This window comes from Streptomyces pacificus (genome assembly GCF_011766325.1).
In the GTDB taxonomy this organism is placed as follows: Bacteria; Actinomycetota; Actinomycetes; order Streptomycetales; family Streptomycetaceae; genus Streptomyces; species Streptomyces pacificus.
Genome location: NZ_BLLG01000001.1, coordinates 45380 through 68988 on the forward strand (window position 1 = coordinate 45380; position 23609 = coordinate 68988).

General features: G+C 73.0%; 23 protein-coding genes and 1 other RNA gene. 22 read left to right on the forward strand and 2 right to left on the reverse strand.

Translation table 11 applies throughout. From position 1 onward, the window contains the following. Nucleotides 1–2: 2 nt before the first annotated feature. From SCWH03_RS00150 to SCWH03_RS00210, 13 genes are all read left to right on the forward strand, one after another. The gene (locus tag SCWH03_RS00150; protein WP_173260341.1) at nt 3–662 is read left to right on the forward strand and encodes a TOMM precursor leader peptide-binding protein; all 660 of its coding nucleotides are present in this window, start codon (nt 3–5) and stop codon (nt 660–662) included. After that, nucleotides 659–2419 (forward strand): nitroreductase family protein, encoded by a 1761-nt coding sequence (locus SCWH03_RS00155; protein ID WP_173260343.1) that lies wholly within the window; start codon nt 659–661, stop codon nt 2417–2419. Before SCWH03_RS00150 ends, SCWH03_RS00155 begins: the two co-directional genes overlap by 4 nt. Continuing rightward, nucleotides 2410–3240: a nitroreductase family protein gene (locus SCWH03_RS00160; RefSeq protein ID WP_173260345.1), complete on the forward strand. Its 831-nt coding sequence runs from the start codon at nt 2410–2412 to the stop codon at nt 3238–3240. Before SCWH03_RS00155 ends, SCWH03_RS00160 begins: the two co-directional genes overlap by 10 nt. Further along, nucleotides 3240–4379 carry a hypothetical protein gene (locus tag SCWH03_RS00165; RefSeq protein ID WP_173260347.1) on the forward strand — a complete coding sequence of 380 codons (1140 nt, stop codon included), beginning with the start codon at nt 3240–3242 and terminating at the stop codon, nt 4377–4379. The genes SCWH03_RS00160 and SCWH03_RS00165 overlap by 1 nt, the downstream gene beginning before the upstream one ends. Before the next feature lie 134 nt (nt 4380–4513). Next, the gene (locus SCWH03_RS00170; protein WP_254076467.1) at nt 4514–7168 is read left to right on the forward strand and encodes a hypothetical protein; all 2655 of its coding nucleotides are present in this window, start codon (nt 4514–4516) and stop codon (nt 7166–7168) included. A gap of 1 nt (nt 7169) precedes the next feature. Beyond that, a complete protein-coding gene (locus SCWH03_RS00175) occupies nt 7170–8237 on the forward strand; it encodes a lantibiotic dehydratase C-terminal domain-containing protein (RefSeq protein WP_173260350.1) in 1068 nt (355 codons plus the stop codon). Between the two features lie 21 nt (nt 8238–8258). Continuing rightward, on the forward strand, nt 8259–8420 hold the full coding sequence (locus tag SCWH03_RS00180; protein WP_173260351.1) for a thiocillin family RiPP: 162 nt from the start codon (nt 8259–8261) through the stop codon (nt 8418–8420). Nucleotides 8421–8507: 87 nt separating this feature from the next. Continuing rightward, nucleotides 8508–8666 (forward strand): thiocillin family RiPP, encoded by a 159-nt coding sequence (locus tag SCWH03_RS00185; protein ID WP_173260353.1) that lies wholly within the window; start codon nt 8508–8510, stop codon nt 8664–8666. A gap of 99 nt (nt 8667–8765) precedes the next feature. After that, nucleotides 8766–8945, forward strand: a complete 180-nt coding sequence (locus SCWH03_RS00190) for a thiocillin family RiPP (protein WP_173260355.1) — start codon at nt 8766–8768, stop codon at nt 8943–8945. A 156-nt stretch (nt 8946–9101) separates the two neighbouring features. Next, the gene (locus tag SCWH03_RS00195) at nt 9102–9287 is read left to right on the forward strand and encodes a thiocillin family RiPP (RefSeq protein ID WP_109293924.1); all 186 of its coding nucleotides are present in this window, start codon (nt 9102–9104) and stop codon (nt 9285–9287) included. 335 nt (nt 9288–9622) lie between these two features. Next, on the forward strand, nt 9623–10447 hold the full coding sequence (locus tag SCWH03_RS00200) for a helix-turn-helix domain-containing protein (RefSeq protein ID WP_173260357.1): 825 nt from the start codon (nt 9623–9625) through the stop codon (nt 10445–10447). Beyond that, nucleotides 10434–10670 (forward strand): DUF397 domain-containing protein, encoded by a 237-nt coding sequence (locus tag SCWH03_RS00205; RefSeq protein WP_173260359.1) that lies wholly within the window; start codon nt 10434–10436, stop codon nt 10668–10670. Before SCWH03_RS00200 ends, SCWH03_RS00205 begins: the two co-directional genes overlap by 14 nt. A 322-nt stretch (nt 10671–10992) precedes the next feature. After that, complete coding sequence (locus SCWH03_RS00210) at nt 10993–11697, forward strand: LPXTG cell wall anchor domain-containing protein (protein WP_173260361.1); 705 nt, start codon at nt 10993–10995, stop codon at nt 11695–11697. A 272-nt stretch (nt 11698–11969) separates the two neighbouring features. Here SCWH03_RS00210 and SCWH03_RS00215 read toward each other — a convergent pair whose 3' ends face one another. Further along, nucleotides 11970–12164 carry a hypothetical protein gene (locus SCWH03_RS00215; protein ID WP_173260363.1) on the reverse strand — a complete coding sequence of 65 codons (195 nt, stop codon included), beginning with the start codon at nt 12162–12164 and terminating at the stop codon, nt 11970–11972. Between the two features lie 372 nt (nt 12165–12536). On the opposite strand from SCWH03_RS00215, the gene ftsE reads away from it, so the two are divergent. The 5 genes from ftsE (at nt 12537) to ssrA (ending at nt 16560) form a co-directional block, all read left to right on the forward strand. Continuing rightward, nucleotides 12537–13226 carry a cell division ATP-binding protein FtsE gene (gene ftsE / locus SCWH03_RS00220; RefSeq protein ID WP_173260365.1) on the forward strand — a complete coding sequence of 230 codons (690 nt, stop codon included), beginning with the start codon at nt 12537–12539 and terminating at the stop codon, nt 13224–13226. Between the two features lie 41 nt (nt 13227–13267). Continuing rightward, nucleotides 13268–14185: a permease-like cell division protein FtsX gene (ftsX, locus tag SCWH03_RS00225; protein ID WP_173260367.1), complete on the forward strand. Its 918-nt coding sequence runs from the start codon at nt 13268–13270 to the stop codon at nt 14183–14185. A 68-nt stretch (nt 14186–14253) separates the two neighbouring features. Continuing rightward, nucleotides 14254–15423, forward strand: a complete 1170-nt coding sequence (locus SCWH03_RS00230; protein WP_173260369.1) for a S41 family peptidase — start codon at nt 14254–14256, stop codon at nt 15421–15423. Nucleotides 15424–15441: 18 nt separating this feature from the next. Further along, complete coding sequence (gene smpB / locus SCWH03_RS00235) at nt 15442–15921, forward strand: SsrA-binding protein SmpB (RefSeq protein WP_109293916.1); 480 nt, start codon at nt 15442–15444, stop codon at nt 15919–15921. A gap of 269 nt (nt 15922–16190) precedes the next feature. Beyond that, nucleotides 16191–16560: a transfer-messenger RNA gene (gene ssrA, locus SCWH03_RS00240) on the forward strand. Nucleotides 16561–16689: 129 nt separating this feature from the next. On the opposite strand, the gene SCWH03_RS00245 is transcribed toward ssrA, so the two are convergent. Beyond that, nucleotides 16690–17925, reverse strand: a complete 1236-nt coding sequence (locus SCWH03_RS00245; RefSeq protein WP_173261319.1) for an MFS transporter — start codon at nt 17923–17925, stop codon at nt 16690–16692. A gap of 215 nt (nt 17926–18140) precedes the next feature. On the opposite strand from SCWH03_RS00245, the gene SCWH03_RS00250 reads away from it, so the two are divergent. The 4 genes from SCWH03_RS00250 (at nt 18141) to SCWH03_RS00265 (ending at nt 23519) form a co-directional block, all read left to right on the forward strand. Then, entirely contained in the window at nt 18141–19106 is a 966-nt protein-coding gene (locus SCWH03_RS00250) for a LysR family transcriptional regulator (protein WP_173260371.1), read from the forward strand. A 160-nt stretch (nt 19107–19266) separates the two neighbouring features. After that, nucleotides 19267–19986, forward strand: coding sequence for a hypothetical protein (locus SCWH03_RS29555; RefSeq protein WP_173260373.1), 720 nt, complete (start codon nt 19267–19269; stop codon nt 19984–19986). Beyond that, nucleotides 19987–22185 carry a bifunctional polysaccharide deacetylase/glycosyltransferase family 2 protein gene (locus SCWH03_RS00260; RefSeq protein ID WP_173260375.1) on the forward strand — a complete coding sequence of 733 codons (2199 nt, stop codon included), beginning with the start codon at nt 19987–19989 and terminating at the stop codon, nt 22183–22185. After that, on the forward strand, nt 22182–23519 hold the full coding sequence (locus SCWH03_RS00265; protein WP_173260377.1) for an acyltransferase family protein: 1338 nt from the start codon (nt 22182–22184) through the stop codon (nt 23517–23519). The genes SCWH03_RS00260 and SCWH03_RS00265 overlap by 4 nt, the downstream gene beginning before the upstream one ends. The last annotated feature ends 90 nt before the right edge of the window (nt 23520–23609 follow it).

A 23609-nucleotide genomic window follows, 5' to 3' on the forward strand; every position in this document is an offset into this window, starting at 1 on the left:
CCGTGCCGTTCACCACCGCACCCGCGCACATCCTGTGGACCGGGACGTTCGGCAGGAGGGTCGCCGACCACCTGACCGCGCTCACCGACTGGCCCTCCGCCACCGCCGACGCCCTCGGCAGCAGGTCCGCCGAGTGGCCCCACACCGGGCTCCGCGTGCTCGCCCTCTGGCGGGACGAACCCGCTCTCCTGGCAAACGTCGCCCGGTTGCACAGCGTGTGCCGCACGACCTGGCTCCCGGTCGTCCAGGAGTTCCCCCTCATCAGGATCGGCCCCCTGGTCGTGCCGGGCGAGGGCCCCTGCCACTCCTGCTACACCCGGCGCCGGACCCAGCACGAGCGGGGGCGTGAGGTCTCCCGGGCCCTGCAGGAGTCGAGGGCGGCCGATCCCGGCCACGGGATCGCGGGGTTCACCGACGCGCAGGCGATGATCGCGGCCGGCCTCGCGGTGGACCTCCTCACCCGCCACCGCACCGGGGACGGTGCCGTGGCCGGGCAGGTGACCTTCTACAACATGCTGACCCGGTCGCTGTTCTCCGACACGGTCATCGGCGTGCACGGCTGCGAGGAGTGCGGGGCACCGGTGGATCCGGACGACGGCTGGCGGCGGCTGGCCGAAGAGCTGCCGCTCTCCACGGGCATCGCGGCGGGGGGCGAGCGGTGAGCGCCCTCGCCGGCGAGCCGGGACAGCGCGGCACTCCCGCGGCGGTCGTCGCCGCGGCCGTGAGCACCGATCCCCAGTTCCGCCTTCCCGTCCGCCCGCAGCTCTGCCGGGGGCTCCACGTCGTGGACACACCGGACGGCGTGGTCATCGACGGAGGCGCCGAACGCCAGCATCTGCGCGGCGCCTCGGCCTCCACCCTCCGGCGGCTCCTGCTGCCCCTGCTGGACGGCAGCCGGGACATCGCCGGACTGGCCCAGGCCACCGGATGGCGCGAGCCGGTCGTCCACCAGGCCGTCGCCACCCTCTACTTCGCCGGGGTGCTCGAGGACGCGGCACAGACCGTACCCCCACCGGAGGGCGAGGGGCCGTCGGAGACGGCCGCGGTCTGGATGTCGCGGACGCTCGACTGCGCCCGCGTCCACCCCCACTCCAGCCACGCGGCGCTCGCCGCGGCACGGGCCCGGGTGCGGCTGAGCGTACGGGCGTCCTGGCAGCAGCCCCTGCGTACGGCACTGGCCGACCTCGGGATCACCGATGTGCTCCCACTCGCCCCAGGCGAAGGGGCTCCCGAGGGCGCACTGGTCGTGGCCGACCTCGCCGCGCCCCGCGCGACGGTCGACCGGATCGTCGAGGAGACCGCCCGGCGCGGCAGCCGGCTGCTGCTGGCGGACGAGCGCGACGGACAGGTCGCCGTGGGGCCCCTGGTGGACCCGTCGGCGACCGCCTGCGCGCACTGCGCCCGTGCCTCCGTCGCGCTTCGGCCCCTGCCGCCCGAGGGGTTCCTGGACGCGGCCCCCACTCCGGGCGCGGTGACCGCGGCCGGACTGATCGCCGAGGAGCTGCGGGCCCTGCTGCTGCGGGGCGAGCCGGTCCAGTCGCTCGGCGGGCGGCTCGTGGTGGACCTCGCCGACCTGTCCACCACCCCCTACAAGCTGACCCCCGAGGTCGGCTGCCGCACCTGCTACCCGACGGCCGAGGGCCGCGACGGCCTCCCGCAGGAGGACGGACCGCTGCACTACGAGCACGCCGTGGCCTTCCCTCCCCGGCATCTGGTCAACCCCAAGGCGCACCAGCACCACTTCCGCCCGGAGAATGTCGGACTCCAGTTCGAGCGGCTGAGGTATCCCAACAACCCCCGGCAGCCGCTGCCCGACGCGTCCCTGACGGACCTGGAGAAGCTCGCCGCCGACGCGCAGCAGCCACCGTGGCCGGAGGCCCTGGCGGCCCTGATGCGCTTCACCGCCGGACTGCGCGGCCCCGGGGACGAGGGGGAGTTCACCGACCCCACCCGGGTCAACCGGTGGGCCCCGACCGGCGGCAACCTGGGTTCGCCCCATGTCTACGCGCTGCTCCGGGGCGTTCCCGGACTCCCCGACGGCGTCCACTACTACGACGCCGCCGACCACACGCTCACCGCCATGCACCCGCACACCGAACACCTCGACACCCTTCTCACGGCGCTGGGCGACGGGGCCGAGGACGGCGGGACACGGCCCGGCGTGCATCTGGTCCTCGCCTCGGACGTCGGCCGCGTCGCCCGGAAGTACGGCCCCTTCGCCTACCGCGTGGGCAACCTCGACACCGGATGCGCGCTCGCGCAGCTCGCTCTCACGGCGCGGGCGATCGGGCTGGCGCACGGTCTGCTCGACCCCCACCCCCTGCAGCGGCACCGGGAACTCCTCGTGGGCGCCGCCGGGCCCGCGCTCATCACCGCCGCCGTTCGGCTGTACGACGAAGGGAGCGGCTCGTGCCGCTGATCGAGACGGCCCGCCTCACCGAGGAACTGCTGGCCGCACCACCCACCGGGTCCGCGTCCACCGGGTCCGCGTCCACCGGGTCCGCGTCCACCGGGTCCGCGTCCACCGGGTCCACCGCCGTCGGTGTCCGGCCCGGAGCGGCCCCCGCGCTGCCCGGCGACCCGGTCCAGGCACTGCGCCGCCGCACCGCCCAGCGGCACTGGGCACCCGGACCCCTGGACGGGGACGTCCTCGTCCAGGCCCTCGGGTACGCCTTCGAGCAGGACGAGCGGCTGTGGCGGCCGGCCTTCCCCACCCTCCCGGCGCCGTCCGCGACCGTACTGGTCCAGCGAGTCCTCGGCGTTCCCGGCGGCTGCCACCACTTTGTGCCCGGGGCCCGGCGCCTTGAGGCCGAGCCGCGCGATCTGCCGCCGCTCGCCGACCTGGTGCTGCAACTGGAGTTCGGCGATGCACCGGCCCTGGTGGTGGTGCACGGCGACCTGGCGGCGACCGTCGAGCGGCATGGGGCGGGGGGCCATCGCCTGCTCCTCGCGCGCGGCGCCGCGCTGGCCCACGCCACCTGGCTCGCGGCCCTCTCCCTCGGCGCCACCGGCTCCGTGTTCGCCGGTGTGCTCGGCGCGGCGGGACGCACCCATCTGGGCATCGACGGGTCCGGCCGGGCACAGCTGATCGGACTGGCCCTCGGCTCCCCCCACCGGGTTCGCTCGGCCGAGTCCCAACCTCAGTCCCAGTCCCAGTCCCAACCTCGGTCCCCGTCCCGGGCAGAGGCCCCGCCCACGCCCCCGACCCCGGCTCCGGCCGACCGGACGGGGGAGCGGTGATGGCCGGCCCGTCCACCGACGTCGCCTCCGGCAGCGCGGAGCCGTCGTGGCTCGACACCGAGCGCCCGGCGATCCGCCCCGATGTCGAGATCACCGAGGGTCTGCACCACCAACCGCTCGCCTACGACCCGGTCAGCGGCCACTACACCCGGCTGTCGAGGAGCGGGGCCGCGATCCTCACGGCCCTCGACGGCTCCATGACCGGACGGGAGTTCGCCGTCCGGGCCTCGGGTGCGGGCGGCGGTGACGGCTCCACCCAGCAGGTCGTGCTGGCCTTCCTCGGGGAACTGCGCGCCGCCGGACTGCTGACCGTGCCCCCGGACGGCGGCCGCGACACCTCGGCCGTGCGCTTCGCACGCCGCAGCCATATGCCGCGCCGGCCGCTGGTGGGCTCCGGGGTCAACGCCGTGCTGGACCCGCCCGCCGCGCTGCTGCGCCGCGCACCGCTCCCGTTCGGCCTCCTGTGGACCGCCGCCGCCGTCCTCGCCGTGTGGGGTGCGGTGTCGGTGCTCGCCGCCCCCCTCGCGTCCGGCGGTCCCGACCTGTCCCTCCCGGTGTGGGGCTGGGCGATCGTCGTGTGCAGCATGCTGCTGCAGACCGGGCTGCACGAACTCGCCCACGGACTGGCGTGCCGCTACTACGGCGTACCCGTCCGGGAGATCGGCGTCGGCCTCCTCTTCTACCTGGTCCCCGTGGCCTATGTGGACCGTACCGACGCCCACCGGCTCCCCGGCCGCCGGTCCCGGGTGGTCATCGCCCTGGCCGGAGTGGCCCAGGACGTGCTCTGGCTGGGCGGCTGGTCGGCGCTGTCGATCTCCGCAGAGGGGCGGTTCGGGCAGCTCTGCGTGCTGATGGTCTGGCTGCAGATCGGCCTGCTGCTGGCGAACCTGAACCCGCTGCTGCCCACCGACGGCTACCACGCGCTGGAGTCGGCCATGGGCACGCTGAACCTGCGCTCGCGCGCCTTCACCGCGCTGCGGTGCCGGGTGCTGCGGGAGCCGCCGCCGAGCTGGCTCGCCGTCAGAAGCCGCTCCCGGCAGCTGCGCTACCAGGTGTTCGGCTTCGTCTGCCTGGCCTATGCGCTGCTCCTCGCGGTCTTCTGCATACGTTCCCTGCTGGTGCTGTTCGGGGGCGCGTGATGACGGCCTCGACCCAGACGCCGTTCCCGGCGCCGGCGCAGCCCCCGACGCAGGAGCAGGCTCAGGCGGCGGCCCGAACCCCTCAGGCGGCCCAGCCCCCCACCGCCGTCGGCCCCCCCGCCGAGACGCGGGCCGTGAACACCCCCGCCGCCCCCGTCCCTGCCGCCCCCGTCCCTGCCGCCCCCGTCCCTGCCGCCCCCGTCCCCGCCCCTGCCGTCCCCGCCCCCGTCCACCTCCTGGCCGAGGGCCCCGCCCTGAGCAGGGTCGCCGGGCTCCCGGCAGCCGACGTGGCACCCCTGGCGGCCGAGCAGATCGCCGACGTCCTGGACCGGATCGCCGCGGTCCACCGGGAACTGGCCGACCTGGCACCCACGGTGACGGGTCTGCTGTACGACGCCGTGCCGCTGATGCCGACCGCGGGCGCGCGACGGTCGGTGCTGCGCTGGCGGAGGGCGGCGCACGCCGGACGGCCGGACCCCGTGGCGCCGGAGCTGTTCGCGCAGGTCCGCCAGGCACTCGCGCCGTTGCGGAGGGAGACCTCGGCGCTGGAGCGCTGGACGGAACGGGCGGGGACCCTGGAAGGGCTGCGGCAGCTGCTGCGGCTGCGGGCCGGGGCCGCGGAGGCCGCCGAGGAGCGGACGCTGCGGCACCTCATGGGCCTGCCCGCCGTGTCCGGCGCGCTGGCGCTGGTCTCCCCCGTGTTCTCCCGGCGCCTGCGGCAGCCGGGCGGGCGGCCGCTGGACCGGGGGGAACGCCTCACCGCGTACGGGTACGCCGTACGGTCCGCGCTCAAGGCCAGCCCGCTGTCCTCGCTCACCCATGTCGCCGTGCCCGGAGCGGACCACGGCGCGCGGGTACGGGTCGGCCTGCACCCCCTGGTCGTCCGGGTGCTGCTGCGGGCCGCCGCCGTCCGGGACGGGGTGCGCGGCCTGGTCCGCTGGCGGGCCAACGGCTCCCTGCGCGCCGCCGGCCCCACCGCCCTGCTGAGCGAGCCCCGGCAGTCGGTGACCGACGGCTGGGCCTGGTCGGACGACGAGGTCCTGGACGCCGGCGGACGCGAGGACCTGTCCGCCGCCCTGCGGGATCCGCGGGGGCTGCCCGCCGTCCGGCTGGCCCGCTACCTGGAGGCCGGTCTGCTGGACATCGACGACCCCTGCCCGCAGGACCGGCTCCTGGACTGGCTCGCCGCCGCACTGGCGACGTCTCCCGACCCTTCGGACCGCCGGGCGGCCGGCCTGCTGCAGAGCGCCGCGGGCGAGCTTGCGGCCATCGCCCGCGGCGGCCCGGCGGCCCGTGCCGCCGGCCTGGTGCGGCTGCGCGAAGCGCTGGAGGAGGCCCTCGACGCGCTCGGCGCCGCGGACGACTGGCCGCTGCGCGAGGTGACCCTGGTCTACGAGGACCGGGCGGGCACCCTTGCGGCCCGGCCGGTGGACGACGAGCGGGCCGCGGTGCTGCGGCGCCATGCCGGGGCCGCGTGCGACAGCCTGCGGGTGTCCCCCGAGTACCAGGCTCTCACCGACGCGTTCGTGGCCCGGTTCGGGCCGGACGGCGTCTGCGACGACGTGTTCGGTTTCCTTCAGGAGCTGTCCGCGTCCCCGATCCCCGCCGCGCCCCCGATTCCCGCCGCGTCCCCGATTCCCGCCGCGTCCCCGATCCCCGCCGGGGCCGTCGCCGGCGCCGGGGACGGCCCCGGCGGGTCCGGTGCCTCCGGCGGCCCCGGCGAACGCCGGGACCCGGGAGACCTCGGCGGGCCGGGTGCTTCCGGCGGCCCCGGGGACGCCGGAGCCGCTGTCGGCCCCGCCCCCGGCGACGCCCGCCCCGCACGTCCGGGCCGGTCGAGCTGCCTGCCCTCCGTCGCGGTCGTCTACCAGGACTGCGAAGAGGGGGACGGCGGCCCGCTCCTGGTCGTCAACCAGGTCTCGTCGGGCACGGGAGGGCTGGTCGCCCGTTTCCACCGGCTGTACGACGACTCCTCAGGCGGCCCGCGCGGGGCGGGCTTCGGCGACCGGCTCCGCGCCTGGGTGCGCACGCTGCATCCGGACGCCGAGTGCCTGGAGTTCGTACCGGCCCGCGAGGCCAATCCCCTGCAGGGGGACAGCTGCGGTGTCCTTCCCGTGTCGCTGCACTGGCCCACCGCGCCGCGCCCGTCCGGTCCGTGCGTACCGCTGGAGGAGCTGGAACTGGCGCACGACAGCCGGGGGAACACCCTGGAACTGCGCCGCCGCAGCGGTACCCCGGTGGCACCCGTCTACCTCGGCACCGTCCCCCGCCATCTGGTCGGCGGGGCGGCCCGGTTCCTGCTCGTCCTGGCGGACCCCTGGTGGCTTCCCCCGGGCCTCGCCGACGGCAGCCGCCCGGACGACCCGGCGGGGCCGGGGCCGGGGGTGTCGGCCCGGAGCGTCGTGGCGGGTGCGGCGGTCCGGCGGGCGCGGTGGCGGATGGAGGCGTCCGGGGTGCCGCGCCGGGAACCGGGCGAGGAGACGGCGGACTTCCTGGAGCGGACGGACGCCTGGCGGCGCGGACACGGTATGCCCGCCGAGGTGTACGTCAGGGGCGAGAGCGGCCCCCCACGGCGCGGTGACAGGGCCCGCAAGCCCCTGTGGCTGGCCTTCGCCTCCGTCACCGGCCTGGATCTGCTGGACCGCCTCACCGAACGGCCGGACGCGGTGGTGGTGTTCACCGAGTGCCTGCCGCTGCGCCCCGCCGTGCGGGAACCGGACGCCCGGGTGGTCGAACACTGCGTGCACTTCGCCCGCCCGGCGCGGGTCGACGACCGGGAGCGGAGCTGAGATGGCCACCGAGGAATGGCTGTACGCCCGGGTCCACCACACCGGGCACCAGGACGGCGAACTCCTGCTGGCGGACCTGGTCCCCCGCTGGGTCGAGACGGCCGAACGGGCCGGCGTCCGGCGGTGGTTCTTCATCCGCTACGCCGACGCGAGCGGCCCGCATCTGCGGGTGCGCTTCCGGGGCACCCCGGCCGTGCTCGACGACTGCTGGGAGGCCGGCCGTGCGCTGTGGAAGGAGCACCTCCCGCCGCCCGCCGGGGGAGAGGTGCAGCGGCTGCACCCGCGTGCCGAGGAGGGCCTGCCCGGTCGGGGCAGCCGCCGGCTCAGCCTGGGCCTCTACGGCCGGGAGCACCACTACTACGGATCCGCTCCGGCCGTCGACGTCGCCGAGGAGGTCTTCCAGACCAGCAGTGAACTGAGCCTGGCGGCGGTACGGGCGACGGGAGCCGACCGCACGGCCAGGGCGCACCTCGCGGTGCGGGTGATGCGGTCCTGCCTGGGCACGCTGGGTCCGAGGCAGCGCGACCGGATCTGGCGGCTGCACTGGGGCCACTGGACGGGCCTGCTCGCCGGGGATCCGGCCTGGCTCCGGGAGACCGAGCGGATCGCCGAGCGGTGGCCGGCGGGAGCAGGACCGTTCACCGGAGACCAGGGGGCCGAAGCGCGGCCCGCCCCTGCCGGTGCCGCCGCCAGCGCCAGCCCAGGTGCCGGTGCCGGGCCCGCCGGGCCCGATGCCGGTGCCGGCCGCCTGTCCGTGCTGCCCGCCGCCGCCGACGCGCTGGGCCGCGACCTCGCCGACGGCGTGCGGCGTGCCCTGGCCGCCGACCCCGAGGCGGTCGCCTCGCGTCTGCTGCTGATGCAGATGCACATGACGCTCAACCGGCTCGGCTTCCTCCCCCTCGAAGAGGCCGTGCTCGGGCGGGTGGCGGCACGGGCGGAGCACTCCGATCCCCCCTCGCCGCCCCAGGCGCAAGCCGGCGGGCGCCCCGGCACCACCGCCCCTCAGCGGGCCCCGAGACCCGGCGTCCGGCAGGGCGCCGTAGCGGCCCCGCCCGGGACCGCAGCCTGAAGATCACGAAAGGACAGCGTGATGAACGAACTCGATCTGCACATCGAGCAGGAGAGCCTCGAGATCGAGGTGCTCCCCGACACCCAGTCCGCGGGCAACTGCGCCGGTAGCGCCAGCACGGCCGGATCCTTCTCCTGCCCCGGGGGCACCATCGGCAGCGCCGGCTCCGCCAGCTCCACCTGACCCGGATCGCCCGCGTCGGGCCGCACGGACCGACCGCGGCTCCGGATCCCCGGAGCCGCACCACCCACCACATGACAGGAGACCGCAATGAACGACCTCGACCTGCGCCTGGACCAGGAGATGCCCGAGCTGGAGGTGCTGCCCGAGGAGTACTCGGCCGGCAACGTCTCCTCCGCCGCCACCGTCGGCTCCGGTTCCTGCCCGGCCATGACCTGGGGGACCGCGAGCACCCTGAGCTCCAAGTAGCCCGCCCGCACCATGGCCGGCCGGGCCGTCCATTCCCGGCCGGCCCCCGAAAGACGAGCCGGCGGACCCGCCGGTCTCACGACACGTAGAGGAGAGATCATGGACAGGATGCTCGACACCGACGTACTGGAACTCGTGCTGGAGGGCGAGCGCCCCGAGCTGGAGGTGCTGCCGGCCGGATACGCCCCGGGGAGCTCCGTCGGCAGCGCGGGAAGCATCAGCTGCGCGTCCTGCCCCGCCGCTTCGATCAGCAGCGCGTCGACCGCCAGCAGCCACTGAGACCGCGCAGGCACGGGCGACGGTTTCGAGCCGTTCGCCCCGCCGGCCCGGACGCCTGCGGCGGGTCCGAGGACATGCCGCAGACATCGCCGACCCCCGCCGGTTCGCCGGCGGACACCCGAACACACCCCACACACCGATATACGGGAGGGAAACATGAACGACATCACCCCGGCCACCGGCCTGGCACTCGACCTTCGCCTCGACCAGGAGGCTCCTGAACTGGAGGTCCTGCCGACGTCCCACTCGCCCGGCAGCACCGTGGGCTGCGCCGCCACCGGCAGCTCCATCTCCACGCCGTCGGGTTGCTTCAGCAGCGCGGGCACGGCGAGCAGCGCCTGAGTGCGTGCCGTGCCACAGGCCGCTGACGGACAGCCGGTGACCGGGCCCGTGCCCGGCACCTGAGTCAGTCCCGGCCACCGGGGCGGCCGGAACCCACCCGACAAGGGCGGGACCGGCCGCCCCTTCCGGGCCTGCCCGCGGCTGACGCGGGCCTCGTGGCCGACCCGGGGCGCGACACTCCCCACGCGCGCTCCGGGCCGGTCTCCCTGTCCTCCGCGGGGACCGGTGGCCATCCGGAGACCGCCATCCGATTGCGGTCACGGAAAGAGACGCTGTGCTCTACGCTCGGTAGTGGTGATGGAGGCGACCGCAGCCTCACACCGGGGGAGTTGCACATGGCGATCGAGGACAACCCGAAGTCCCGCGAGACGTACGGGGCCGAGCTGAGGCGCCGTCGTGAGGCGGCCGGACTCACCCAGGAGGAGTTGAGCCGGCGGGTGGTCATGTCCCGCACGCACATCGCGCACATCGAGGCGGGCAGGCGCAGACCGGACGTGGAGGACGCGCGGCGACTTGATCGTGTGATGGACAGCGGTGGCTTCTTCGAGCGGTTCCTGCCGTCGCTGAAGGAGGGCAAGGTCGCGGAGCACTTCGCGGAGGCGCTGGAACTGGAACGCCAGGCGAAGGCGATTCGGGAGTACGCGCCGAAGCTCGTGCCGGGCGTCCTCCAGACGGAGTCGTATGCACGTGAGGTGCTCAGCTCGGGCTTCCCGTCCAAGACGGAGGCCGAACGCGACAGGCTCCTCGGTACGCGACTCGCCCGTGCCCGCATTCTCGACGACTTCCACTCGCCGGTGTTCTGGGCACTGCTCGACGAGGCGGTGCTGCGGAGGGGCGCCGGGTGTCCGAAAGTCATGAGCGAACAGCTGCGCCATATTGCCGACTTGGGCGAGAGTCGTCGGATCCGGGTGCATGTCCTGCCGTTCTCCCTGGGCCTCCACTCGCTCCTGGAGGGCTTTGTCTCGCTTATGTGGTTCGACGACCTGCCTCCCGTCGCCTATGTCGAAGCCCTGAAGACGGGCCGGGTGCTCGAAGTGCTCTCCGTGGTGCGCGAGTGCCAGGCGGTCTACGATCACGCCTTGGGGGACGCGCTCTCGCACCGCGAGTCCCTGGCTCTGATCAGGACCGTCGCGGAGGAGTACGAGCATGCACAGCAGTGAGCACGTCATCCCCGGCACCGGCACCGACGCCGATCCGACGTGGCGCAAGTCCAGCCACAGCGGCGGCAGCAGCGGCGAATGCCTTGAGGTCGGCGACATATGCCCCGCCTGCGTCCCCGTCCGGGACAGCAAGAACCCCCATGGCCCCGCCGTGGTGTTCGGCGCGACCGCTTGGACGGCCTTCGTCGGTTCTCTCAGGGCCCAGCCGATCGCCTCTGAGTAACTCCGGTCGCCGTCCCCGTGATTCGCGGACGGGAAGCGAAAAGCCGCTGACCGCTCGTTTTGTCGACAAGGCAACTGGCCTTGAAGGGGCGGTAGTTACCGTCTTACGTCACAGTTATCTGCTCCCGCCTCGGGCAACTGGCCTTATTTCGGGCATCGCGCGCGCAATGGAACTTGACGCGTCCGCGGAAACTGGAAAAGCTGACGCGCGGCATGCGTACCTGTGGGGCGGGTGTGAGTGGGGGAGCGAGAACGCGGCCCCTGGACCGTCGCCGCCCCTGACGCTGCACTACGGACGAATGACCTACTGGGGGTAGCAGCAGATGACCAAGAAGACGCGGATTCGCGTCGCGCGGATCGCGGCCGGCGCGGTGATCGCCGCGGGCGCGTCCCTGACCGCCGCGGGTGCGGCCCAGGCCTTCGGTGAGGACCTGCAGGGCATCAAGGACACGCCTGATGGCTGTATCCCGGCAGACGCCTCCTGCCCGACCGCGGAGCCGACGGAGCCCACGGCGGAGCCGACGGAGCCGACGACGGAGCCGACGGAGCCCACGGCGGAGCCGACGGAGCCCACGACGGAGCCCACGACCCCGACGACGGAACCCACGGAACCGACGACGGAGCCGACGGAGCCCACGACCCCGACGACGGAGCCCACGACCCCGACGGACCCGGCCGCCACGGGGGGCAACGTCACCGGCGGTGACCAGGGCGGTTCCACCGCGGGGTCCGCGAGTGCCGGCGGGTCCTCCAGTGCGGGCGGTTCCACCACGACCGGCGGCGGCTCCACCGCGACCGGTGGTGGCGACGGCTGCACCGTGAGTGTCGAGGGTGCCGAGTGCGTCGACAACACCGACACCGACTCGGTCGGCTCGCAGCTGGTCGAGCAGGGCAAGGCCAAGGAGGAGCTGGCCGAGACCGGCGCCGCCGAGACCACGTTCCTGCTGGTCGGCGCCGCGACGATGATCGCCGGCGGTGTCGGTTTCCGTATGCTGCCCCGTCTCGTCGGGGGTCGCGCCGCCGTCTGATCGCACCCGGCCTGCGCGGTCGGCAGATGCACCCGGTCGGGTGTGACGCGCGCAAGAGCGGATCGTCGCAGAGAGTGACAGGGGTCCGGAAGGCTGCGGCCTTCGGGGCCCCTGCGCCTTTCCGGCGGGGCCGCGAGGGATACCCGATGCGACCTGCTCCGCCCCGCCTCATCTGGCCCTGCCCGTCCTGCCGTGTCAGGGCCGGCCTCCCAGGCCCTTGCCGGGCCGTTTCCGGTGCCGGTTGGTGCGGCGCGGGGGCCCCGCTCGGCCCGTCAGGCGGTGGTCTGATGCGCCAGGAGGGCGAGCGCCGCCACGAGGACCACCAGCAGCGCCACCAGCGCCGCAGGGTTCAGGCCACCGAAGGGGCCGCTCTGCTGCAGGCGCTCGCGACTGGCCCGGCAGACCGGGCAGCGGCCTTCGGCGACGGGTGCGGCGCAGTTGGCGCATACCAGTCGGTCGTAGGTCATGCGCTCTCCTCCTCCCGCACGGCGGCGCCACCGGCGGAGTCGTTCTTGCGGCGTTTCCCGGCGTTCCCGGATCTTCGGGCGCTCCCGGACCGTCCGGCGACCCCCCGGTGGTTCTCCGGTGGTTCTCCGGTGGTTCTCCGCGTGCTCTCTTCGCGCAACGCTGCGGGAACCGCGTTCGTTCCCGCTACCACTGTGCCAGCTCGCGGGCGATTCGGCGCGTCCCGTCGGATCGGGCCTGCTCCGGGGCTCGAATCGGAGGCGAACGGGCGCCGTCAATCCGACAAATCGCGCAACTCCGAGCGGTGACTGCACGCGCCATCCTCGTTCGCGTATGGTCACGCACACATACTCCCGGCCGACCGTGGTGCATCCGTGATCCGATTCGACAGCGTCTCCAAGAGCTACCCCAAGCAGAACCGTCCAGCCCTGCGCGATGTCTCCCTGGAGATCGAGAAAGGCGAGTTCGTCTTCCTCGTGGGCTCGTCCGGCTCCGGCAAGTCGACCTTCCTGCGGCTGGTCCTCCGAGAGGAGCGCACCAGCCAGGGGCAGGTGCACGTGCTCGGCAAGGATCTGGCGCGCCTGTCCAACTGGAAGGTGCCGCACATGCGCCGGCAGCTGGGCACCGTGTTCCAGGACTTCCGCCTGCTGCCGAACAAGACCGTCGCCCAGAACGTGGCCTTCGCCCAGGAGGTCATCGGCAAGCCGCGCGGTGAGATCCGCAAGGCCGTGCCCCAGGTCCTCGACCTCGTCGGTCTCGGCGGCAAGGAGGACCGGATGCCCGGTGAGCTCTCCGGCGGTGAGCAGCAGCGCGTGGCGATCGCCCGGGCGTTCGTCAACCGCCCCATGCTGCTGATCGCGGACGAGCCGACCGGAAACCTCGACCCCCAGACCTCCGTCGGCATCATGAAACTTCTGGACCGGATCAACCGGACCGGGACCACGGTGGTGATGGCGACCCACGACCAGAACATCGTCGACCAGATGCGCAAGCGCGTCATCGAGCTCGAACAGGGCCGGCTCGTACGCGACCAGGCGCGCGGTGTCTACGGCTACCAGCACTGAGCAGGCACTGAGCAGGTAGAGGAAAGGCTGAAACACTCGCCATGCGCGCCCAGTTCGTACTGTCGGAGATCGGTGTCGGTCTCCGCCGCAACCTGACGATGACCTTCGCGGTGATCGTCTCCGTTGCCCTGTCGCTCGCCCTCTTCGGTGGCGCCCTGCTCATGCGTGAACAGGTCAGCACCATGAAGGACTTCTGGTACGACAAGGTCAACGTCTCCCTCTACCTCTGCAACAAGAACGACGCGAGGACGGGCGGGCAGTGCTCGAAGGGTGCCGTCACCGCCGAGCAGCGGGAGCAGATCAAGTCCGACCTCGAGGCCATGGCCATCGTCGAGAAGGTCCACCACGAGACCGCCGACGAGGCCTACAAGCACTACCGCGAGCAGTACAGCGACACCGCCATCGCCACGGTCATCACACCCGACCAGATGCAGGAGTCGTTCCGGGTCAAGCTGAAGGACCCGGAGAAGTACAAGGTGGTGGCGACCGCGTTCGCCGGCCGGGACGGGGTCCAGTCCATCCAGGACCAGCGCAGCATCCTGGAGAACCTCTTCAACATGATGCGCGGCATGAACGTCGCCGCCCTCTTCGTCATGGGGCTGATGCTGGTCATCGCGCTGATGCTGATCGTCAACACCGTGCGGGTGTCGGCGTTCAGCCGGCGGCGTGAGACGGGGATCATGCGGCTCGTCGGCGCGTCCAGCTTCTACATCCAGATGCCGTTCATCATGGAGGCCGCCTTCGCCGGTCTGCTCGGCGGCCTGGTCGCCTGTGTGATGCTGCTGGTCGGCCGGTACTTCCTCATCGACGGTGGGCTGGCGCTCTCCGAGAAGATGCCGCTGGTCAACTTCATCGGCTGGGACGCCGTGATAGCGGTACTGCCGCTCGTCCTCGTGATCGGGCTGCTGATGCCCTCCATGGCCGCTCTCATCGCGTTGCGCAAGTACCTGAAGGTGTGACGAGCGCCCCGGGCGTCGTACGGGTCAACGACCCTGCGGCGCCCTTCGCTTGTCCTAGAGTGGGCGCCATGTTGGGCTCTGGATCACCGAAGGTGCCCCGTGGCCTGCGCCAAGGGGCGGTTCTGGCACTGGTGTTCGCGAGTGCCCTCGCCACCGGTTCCGCGACGGGTCTGATGCCCCGCCCGGAGGTGGAGCCGCCCGAGCAGCGTGTGCGCGCAACCGCCGCCACGGTCGACCGCGACGAGATCGCACGCGCCGCCGCCGAGGCCGTCGCGGACGGCAAGTCCGGCGCCAAGGCCGCGGAGGAGGTCGTCAGCCGCAGCGGGGACCGCTGGGGAGCCGTGTACGACAAGGCCGAGTACGAGGAGTTCGCACGGGCCCTCGACGGCTCCTACACCGGCGTCGGGCTGTGGGCCAGGCGCGGTGCCGACGGCCGGGTCGAGGTCGCCCGCCTGCAGCGCGGCGGTCCCGCCGACCGGGCCGGTGTCCGCGTAGGGGACCAGCTCCGCACGGTCGACGGGGCCCGGATAGACGGGCGGCCGGTGAGCGAGGTCGTCCGGCTGCTGCGCGGTGACGGCGGGACCGCAGGGGCCGGCTCGTCCGTGGTGCTGGGGCTCCAGCGCGGCGACCTCGCCTGGAGCCGGACGGTGCGGCGGGCCCGCCTCGCCACCGAGGCGGTCACCGTCAGGGAGCTTCGGGGCAGGACCGTACTGATCAAGGTCGCGGCCTTCACCAGGGGCGCCGGGGAGCGGGTGCGGCAGGCGGTGGAGTCGGCGCCCGAGGGCGCCGGCGTCCTGCTGGACCTGCGCGGCAACAGCGGCGGTCTGGTCTCCGAGGCCGTCACGGCGGCGTCCGCCTTCCTCGACGGCGGGCTGGTGGCCACCTACGACGTGCGCGGCGAGCAGAAGGCCCTCTACGCCAGTCCCGGCGGGGACACCGGCCGTCCGGTCGTGGCACTGGTGGACGGTGGCACCATGAGCGCGGCCGAGCTGGTCACCGGTGCCCTGAAGGACCGGGGGCGCGCGGTCACCGTCGGGGCGCGTACCTTCGGGAAGGGGTCGGTGCAGATGCCCGAGCAGCTGCCCGACGGGTCCGTCGCGGAGCTCACCGTGGGCCACTACCGCACTCCGGCCGGTCACGACGTGGACGGCCGGGGCATCGCCCCGGACCTGGCCGTCAGCGAGCGGGCCGAGGAGCGGGCGCAGACGGTATTGAGTGGCCTCGGGGCCGGGTCGTAGTGCGAAAATGACCGCACTATGGCTAAGGAAAAAGGGCGCAAGCTGATCGCGCAGAACAAGAAGGCGCGGCACGACTACCACATCCTCGACACCTACGAGTGCGGTCTCGTGCTGATGGGTACCGAGGTGAAGTCGCTGCGCCAGGGGCGGGCCTCGCTTGCGGACGGGTTCGTCCACATCGACGGCCACGAGGCGTGGCTGCACAACGTGCATGTGCCGGAGTACAGCCAGGGCACCTGGACCAACCACAGCGCCCGGCGGAAGCGGAAGCTGCTGCTGCACCGGGCGGAGATCGACAAGCTGGAGTCCAAGTCCCAGGAGACGGGCCACACCATCGTGCCGCTCGCCCTGTACTTCAAGGACGGCAGGGCCAAGGTCGAGATCGCGCTGGCGAAGGGCAAGAAGGAGTATGACAAGCGGCAGACCCTGCGGGAGAAGCAGGACCGACGCGAGGCCGACCGCGCGATGTCGGCGGCGCGGCGGCGCCAGCGGGCCTGAGTCGCACATGTGCGCCGGACCCCGGGCGCCGGGCCCTGTGCCCCCGGCCGGACCAGGCCGCCGAGGCGCCGGCCGGGCGCGGGCGCCGCGCCTCTGCCGGGCCGGGACCGGCCGCACCACCGGCCCCGGGCTGCCGCGCCGCCGGGCCGCAGCACCGGCCGCCGCACCGGGCCGGGCCGGACGCGCGGAATACGCTGGCACGTTCGCGCGTTGGTCGCGTACGATGGCTCATGCCCTTCCCGAGAGGGCGGGCATTGAAAAATCAACATGGGGATGATCGGTTTCGACAGCGGATGTCGAAGCAGGGGAAGCGTGTCGAGGAAGCGGCAATGATCTCGTAAACCATATGTCGCAACCAATAATCGCCAACACCAAGCGCGATTCCTTCGCCCTCGCTGCCTGAGTAGCGACTCGCGAAGTGTCAGCCCGGGGGTGTTCCCGACCCGGATCCTGGCATCAGCTAGGGAACTTTACCTCTAGACCCGGTCACGGGGTGTAGAGGGACAACAAGCAGTGACTGAGCCCGTCGGAGACTTGTTCGCGTGATCTCCGGGGCTGAGAAAATCGCAGCGGACTGCACACGGAGAAGCCCTGGTTCCGCACCGTTGGACGCGGGTTCGATTCCCGCCATCTCCACTCATCCCATGTGAGCAAAGACCCTCTGACCTGCGAGAACTTCGCCAGGACAGGGGGTCTTCCGCATGCCGTGGGGCAGAGCGGGTCAGCCGGGACCGGGCTGGGCTCCGGTGCACCGGCCGTGCCGGGTCGTCAGGACGCCCGGGTCTTCGTGGTGCCCGCCGGCAGCAGCGTCAGCGCCAGTGCCAGAGCGGCGGCCGTCACCGGGATGGCGTAGCCGTGGGCGGCGCCTGCCAGCTCGACCGTCCAGCCGCCCGCCGCCGAACCGGCCGCGATGCCGCCGAGCAGCGCCGTCACGGCCAGGGTCATGCCCTCGTTCAGCCGCCCCTCGGGGGTGAGGCGCTGGACCGCGCCCATCCCGGTCACCATGGCCGGCGCCGTCGCCATCCCGGCGATCAGCAGCGCGCCCGCCAGCGCGGGCAGCGAGCCGGTGCCGGCCGCGGCGAGCAGCGGCAGCGCCATGAGGACCGTCATCGCGGCCAGGCAGGTCCGCAGCCGGGCCGTCCGGTGGACCCGGCCGTACGCGAGGCCCGCCAGACACGAGCCGGCGGCCTGGAGGGCCAGCACCGCACCCGCCGCCGGGCCGTCCACGAAGGCGATCGTGACGACCTCCGTCGAACCGAAGACGGCTCCCGTGGCGAGGAAGACGGCGAGCATCGGGACCATGCCGGGTGTGCGCAGCGGGGAGCCGGGCTTCGCGGCCCGGCCGGACGCCGGCGGCTCGGTGGAGCGCTGGGCTGCGAACAGGAGCACGCCGGTCAGCAGCAGCCCCGCGCCGACCAGGGTCCCCGCCTCCGGGAAGAGCCCCGCGCAGAGCCAGGCGGCGAGCACCGGCCCGAGCATGAAGCACAGTTCGTCGGCGGCCTGCTCGAAGGAGTTCGCGGTGTGCCGGGCGGCCGGGTCGTCCCTCAGCAGATGCGCCCAGCGGGCCCGGGACATCCCGCCCGTGTTGGGGGTCGTGGCGGTCGCGGCGTAGGCGGCGAACAGCGTCCAGTCGGGGGCCCCGTGGTGGACGCACAGCACCAGGGCGAGCTGGCCGAGCACGGCCGCCGCGGCGGCCGGGACGGCGACGCGGGCCTGCCCGTGGCGGTCGACGAGCCGTGCGGTCCAGGGGGCGACGAGGGCCGTGGCGGCCAGGCCGGTCGCCGTGACGGCGCCGGCGAGGGCGTAGGAGCCGCGTTCCCCGGCAATCATGATCACGGCGCTGACGCCGAACATGCCCATCGGCAGCCGGGCGAGGAGGTTCCCGGCGGTGAACGCCCGTGCCCCCGGGACGGCGAACAGTCTGCGGTACGGGCCCGGTGGGCGGGAGCGCCCCGGCTCCGGACTCCGGGCCGCCAGGACCAGGGTCCCTCCGGACGTGGTCATCCGGGGTGAGTGCGCGGAGTCGGCCGTTCGCGGTGAGTGGGCGGACAGGGTGATCCGGGGCGGGGTCCCGGACGTGGTCATCCGGGAGGAGTGCGCGGACGCGGTGGTCCGGGAGGAGTGCGGCTTCGGCATGGATCAAGGCTCGCCGCGCGGCCCCGCGGAGGTCCAACACCTGTTCGGAGCCTATTGACGCACCCCCGTTGTAGGTTCTGGGGGTGCCCCGGGACCTCGAACCACGTCTGCTCCGCGCCTTCCTCGCCGTCGCGGCCGAACTGCACTTCACCCGGGCCGCCGCCCGGCTGTACGTCGCCCAGCAGGCGCTCAGCCGCGACATCCGGCGGCTGGAGCGGGAGCTGGGCTCCGAACTGTTCGTACGCACCACCCGGCAGGTGCGGCTCACCGCCGACGGCGAGCGGCTGCTGCCGTACGCACGGCGGGTGCTGGACGCCCACGAGGCGCTGGCCGCTGCCTTCACCGACACGGAACGGCCGCTGCTCGTCGATGTGGGCGCCCCGGTGGGGACGGCCTACCGGGTGCTCGGCGAGGCCCGCAGGGCCGCCCCCGGCATGGAGTTCGTCGCCCGCTACCTCAGCGGACTCACCGGCGCCGCCGGTGAGATCGCCGCCGGCCGGCTCGACGTCTCCTTCGGCAGGATCGCCGGGATCGACGCGGCGCTGCGCTCGGGGCTGGACCATCAGCCGGTGCGGTGCGAGCGGATGGCCGTACTGCTCGGCGACGGCCATCGGCTCGCGGCGCTCGACGAGGTGCCGCTCGACGCCCTGGCCGGGGAGACCCTCTACACGGGCGCGGGCAACGCGGCCACCGCCGAGTGGACCGACCTCGCCGCCCGGCTCTTCGCCGGCCGCCGCATCCGCATGGCCGCCCCCTTCCCCGAGATAGCCGGGCCGGAGGAGTTCGTGCGGGTGGTGCGCAAGCACGGCTGGTCGGTGCTGGCGAGCACCGAGTTCCTCGCCGTGCCCGGCATGGTCGTCCGGCCGCTCGCCGCCCCCGTGCCGCTGTCGCCGGTCTCGCTGGTCTGGCGGCGCGGGCTGAGCCACCCCGGCCTCGGCGTCCTGAAGTCCGCAGCGGCCGGACTGGCCGTTGCGGAGGGATGGCTGGACCTGCCCAAGGACTGCTGGCTTCCGGACGAGGACCGTGCCGCGATGGCACGGAACACCTGACTCCGCGTCCCGGGCGTACCCGGCGTGCGCTACATTCATGGTCCGGGTGCAACGTGGTAGGGGGCGCTCGGCCCGGGTTGAGGGGGCCCGGTCCGACGGCGGGCGTCCGGTTCCGCTGGCGCTCCCGCCTCTCCGTTCAGTGGGGGAAGAGCGTACAGCAGTGGAAAACAGGCGAGAGAAGTCCCGAATAGGGCACACGCATGACCCCAACGAGGTCACGATGCAGATCGACAGCGTGGAGTTCAGAAAGCTCCAGGCCGGCGGGAAGCCCTCGGAGGAACCTCCCCAGGAAGACGCCGACGGGCCGGTGTTCGTCGACGAGAGCGGCCGCCGCAGCAAGAAGTTCCGCCGGATCGGCTGGGTGCTCGCGCTCGCCTGCGCGGGCTACGCCGTAACCCTCGTGGTCGCCCTCATCGGCGGCAACTCCAACGCCCCGTCCCTGCTCATACCCGGCCAGACGGAGGACAAGGCGGACACCGCCGAGGAGACGCCCGGGCCCTCGGAGACCCCGACCGCCCCCGCCGGCACCGAGGTCGAGGTCGTCGCCGGCGTCCCCTCCCCTTCCGGCAGCACCGCCGCCGTGCGGCGGGAGCCCACCGTGTCCGTCGGTGAACCGGCCGACGACCGCAGCAGCAGTCCGGCCGGTGACTCCGCCACCGGTACGGCCACCCCCGCAGCCGGTGGCGGCGACGGCGCCACGACCGCCCCCGAAGCGACCGAGTCCACGGATCCGGGCGGCACCGGAGACAACGGCGGCACGGCCGGCGGGGAGCAGACGGCGGACCCGACCGATCCCGTACCGACCGAGACCTCTACGGAGGAACCGCCCGGCGAACCCGCCGCGCAGGGCGGGCAACTGGCCGGGGAAGGTGCCCGCTAAATGACCGCCTCCGGCAGAAGGGCCGACCGACGCCGCCGGAGCGCCAGGAGGTCCGCCGTGCGGCGCAGGCTGCCCATGCGCTACCTGCTGCCCTCGCTCCTCCTCGTCGCGCTCCTCGCGATGCTCATGCTGCGCGGCTATGTGCACAGCGAGATCCTCGCCGACCACCGTGTGCGCCCCCCGGTCTCCAACGGCCAGGTGCCCCCGCAGATCCTCGACGGCGGTCCGGTCATCGACGCCCGCGCCCCGGGCGAGCCCAAGGCACTCAGCGTCCCGGACAGGAACCTGGTGCTGACCTTCGACGACGGCCCCGACCCGGTGTGGACGCCGAAGGTCCTCGACAGGCTGAAGGAGTACGACGCCCACGCCGTGTTCTTCGTGACCGGCACCATGGCCTCCCGCCACCCGGACCTGGTGCGGCGGATGGTCGAGGAAGGCCACGAGATCGGCCTGCACACCTTCAACCACCCCGATCTGGCGCTCCAGACGCAGAGCCGGATCGACTGGGAGCTCTCGCAGAACCAGCTGGCGCTCGCGGGCGCCGCGGGCATCCGCACCTCGCTGTTCCGGCCGCCCTACTCGTCGTTCTCCGCCGCCCTCGACGACAAGTCCTGGCCGGTCACCGAGTACATCGGCAGCCGCGGTTACATCACCGCCTTCAACGACACCGACAGCGAGGACTGGAAGCGCCCGGGCGTCGAGGCGATCATCGAGCGCGCCACCCCGAAGGGCACCAAGGGCTCCATCGTGCTGATGCACGACTCCGGTGGCGACCGCTCCCAGACCGTGGCCGCCCTCGACCGCTTCCTGCCCGATATGAAGGACCGCGGCTACCGGTTCGCCAACCTCACCGAGGCCCTCGGCGCCCCCAGCGCCCACACCCCCGTCACCGGAGCGGACCTGTGGAAGGGCAAGGCCTGGGTCGGCGCCGTCACCGTCTCCGAGAAGACCACGTCGGCGCTGACCGTCGGGCTCGCCGCGATCGGCGTCCTGGTGTTCTTCCGCTTCGGCCTGATGCTGCTGCTCTCCTTCGGCCACGCCCGCAAGGTGCGCCGCCGCCGCTTCCGCTGGGGCCCGGCCGTCACGGAACCCGTGACGGTGCTGGTGCCCGCGTACAACGAGAAGGAGTGCATCGAGAACACGGTGCGCTCGCTGATGGAGAGCGACCACCCGATCGAGGTCATCGTCATCGACGACGGCTCCTCGGACGGCACCGCCGACATCGTCGACGACCTGTGGCTGCCCAACGTCCGGGTCGTCCGGCAGGTCAACGCGGGAAAGCCGGAAGCCCTGAACAACGGCATCCGCAACGCCCGCCACGACATCATCGTGATGATGGACGGGGACACGGTCTTCGAACCGTCCACCGTCCGCGAACTGGTGCAGCCCTTCGGCGATCCGCGCGTCGGCGCGGTCGCCGGCAACGCCAAGGTCGGCAACCGGGACAGCCTGATCGGGGCCTGGCAGCACATCGAGTACGTGATGGGCTTCAACCTCGACCGCCGCATGTACGACGTGCTGCGGTGCATGCCCACGATCCCCGGCGCGGTCGGCGCCTTCCGCCGCGAGGCCCTGGAGCGGGTCGGCGGCATGAGCGACGACACCCTCGCCGAGGACACCGACATCACCATGGCCATCCACCGCGACGGCTGGCGCGTGGTGTACGCCGAGCGCGCCAGGGCGTGGACGGAGGCCCCGGAGTCCGTTCAGCAGCTGTGGTCCCAGCGCTACCGCTGGTCGTACGGCACGATGCAGGCGATCTGGAAGCACCGCCGCGCCGTGATCGACAGCGGTCCCTCCGGCCGCTTCGGCCGGGTCGGCCTCCCGCTCGTCTCGCTCTTCATGGTGCTGTTCCCGCTGCTCGCGCCGCTCATCGACGTGTTCCTGCTCTACGGAATCGTCTTCGGCCCCACCCAGAAGACGATCGCCGCGTGGTTCGGCGTCCTCGCCATCCAGGCCGTCTGCGCCGCCTACGCGTTCCGGCTCGACAAGGAACGCATGGTGCACCTGATCTCCCTGCCGCTCCAGCAGCTCCTGTACCGGCAGCTCATGTACGTCGTGCTGCTCCAGTCCTGGATCACCGCCCTCACCGGCGGCCGGCTCCGCTGGCAGAAGCTGCGGCGCACGGGCGTGGTGGAGGCACCGGGTTCGATACCGACGCAGCGCCAGGGCAGCGACGAGCGGAGGCCCGTCGGATGACCTCGCCCTCGCCCTCGCTCGACACCGGCGGCGCCCCCGGGACCGGGGCCCGGCACCGTGCCGGGGCGACCGCCCCGGCGGTCCCTCCGGCCGTCGCCACCGCTCCGAAGCGGCCCGGCCGGGACCGCTATCTGGACCTGCTGCGCTCCATCGCCCTGGTTCGCGTGATCGTCTACCACATCTTCGGCTGGGCGTGGCTGACGCTGCTCTTCCCGTCGATGGGCGTGATGTTCGCGCTGGCCGGCTCGCTGATGGCCCGTTCGCTGGCGCGGCCCGCATGGGGCGTCATCCGCGGGCGGGTCCGGCGGCTGCTCCCGCCGATGTGGGCGTTCTCGGCCTTCGTCCTCCCCGTGATCTTCTCCTTCGGCTGGAAGCCGGTGCAGGAGGAGGGCATCTGGTGGTTCGTCAAGCTGGCCTGGTACATCGTCCCGGTCGGCGCACCGCCGTACCCCTGGCACAGCGGTGACGCCTCGGGGCTGCTCGGCGACACCTGGGCGGTCCAGGCGGCGGGACCGCTGTGGTACATCCGCGCCTATCTGTGGTTCGTGATCGCCTCGCCGCTTCTGCTGTGGGCCTTCCGCAGGGTGCCGTGGGTGACCTTGTCCGCCCCGCTCGCGCTCACCGCCGTCGTCGGCTCCGGGCTGTTCAAGATCCCGGGCGAGACGGGCAACGCCATCACCGACTTCGCCACCTACGGCTCCTGCTGGGTGCTCGGCTTCGCCCATCAGGAGGGCATGTTCGACAGACTCCCGCGGTACGTCTTCGTGTCCGTGTCATCGATGATCATGGCCTTCGGCCTGTGGTGGGCGTCATGGCACCTGGGCCCCGACGGCTGGGACCTGAACGACATCCCGCTCGCCCAGGCCACCTGGTCGTTCGGCTTCTGCGTGATCCTGCTCGCCTACTCCCCGTCCTGGCAGCGGCTGCCGGGGAGGCTCGCGCACCTCGACAGCCTCGTCACCCTGTCCAACAACCGGGCCGTCACGATCTACCTCTGGCACAACCTGCTGATCATGGCCACGATCCCGGTCATCGACCTGCTCTGGCGGATCCCCGGACTCTGGCCGACGTACGCGGTCTACCTGGAGCGCGCGTACCCCGTCCTCATGCTGATCGTCGTCTTCCCGCTGATCGGGCTGACGATCATGGCCGTCGGCTGGCTGGAGGACATCGCCGCCAAGCGCCGGCCCCGGCTCTGGCCGAACGGCGGCACGCGCCGGAAGGCGGCACGCGGCGGGGCGGCGCCCGGCGGTGCCGCACGGGCCGCAAAGGCGCCCGGTGCGCCGCCGCCCGGGGGGACGGGGCCCGGCCGGGCACCCTCACACCGCGACTGAGCAGCGGGTGAGGGCAAGGTTCCACCCCGGTCATCTCACGCCACGAAGCCGAAACCGGCGCTGCCTACCGTCGGATCCACGACCCGGAGC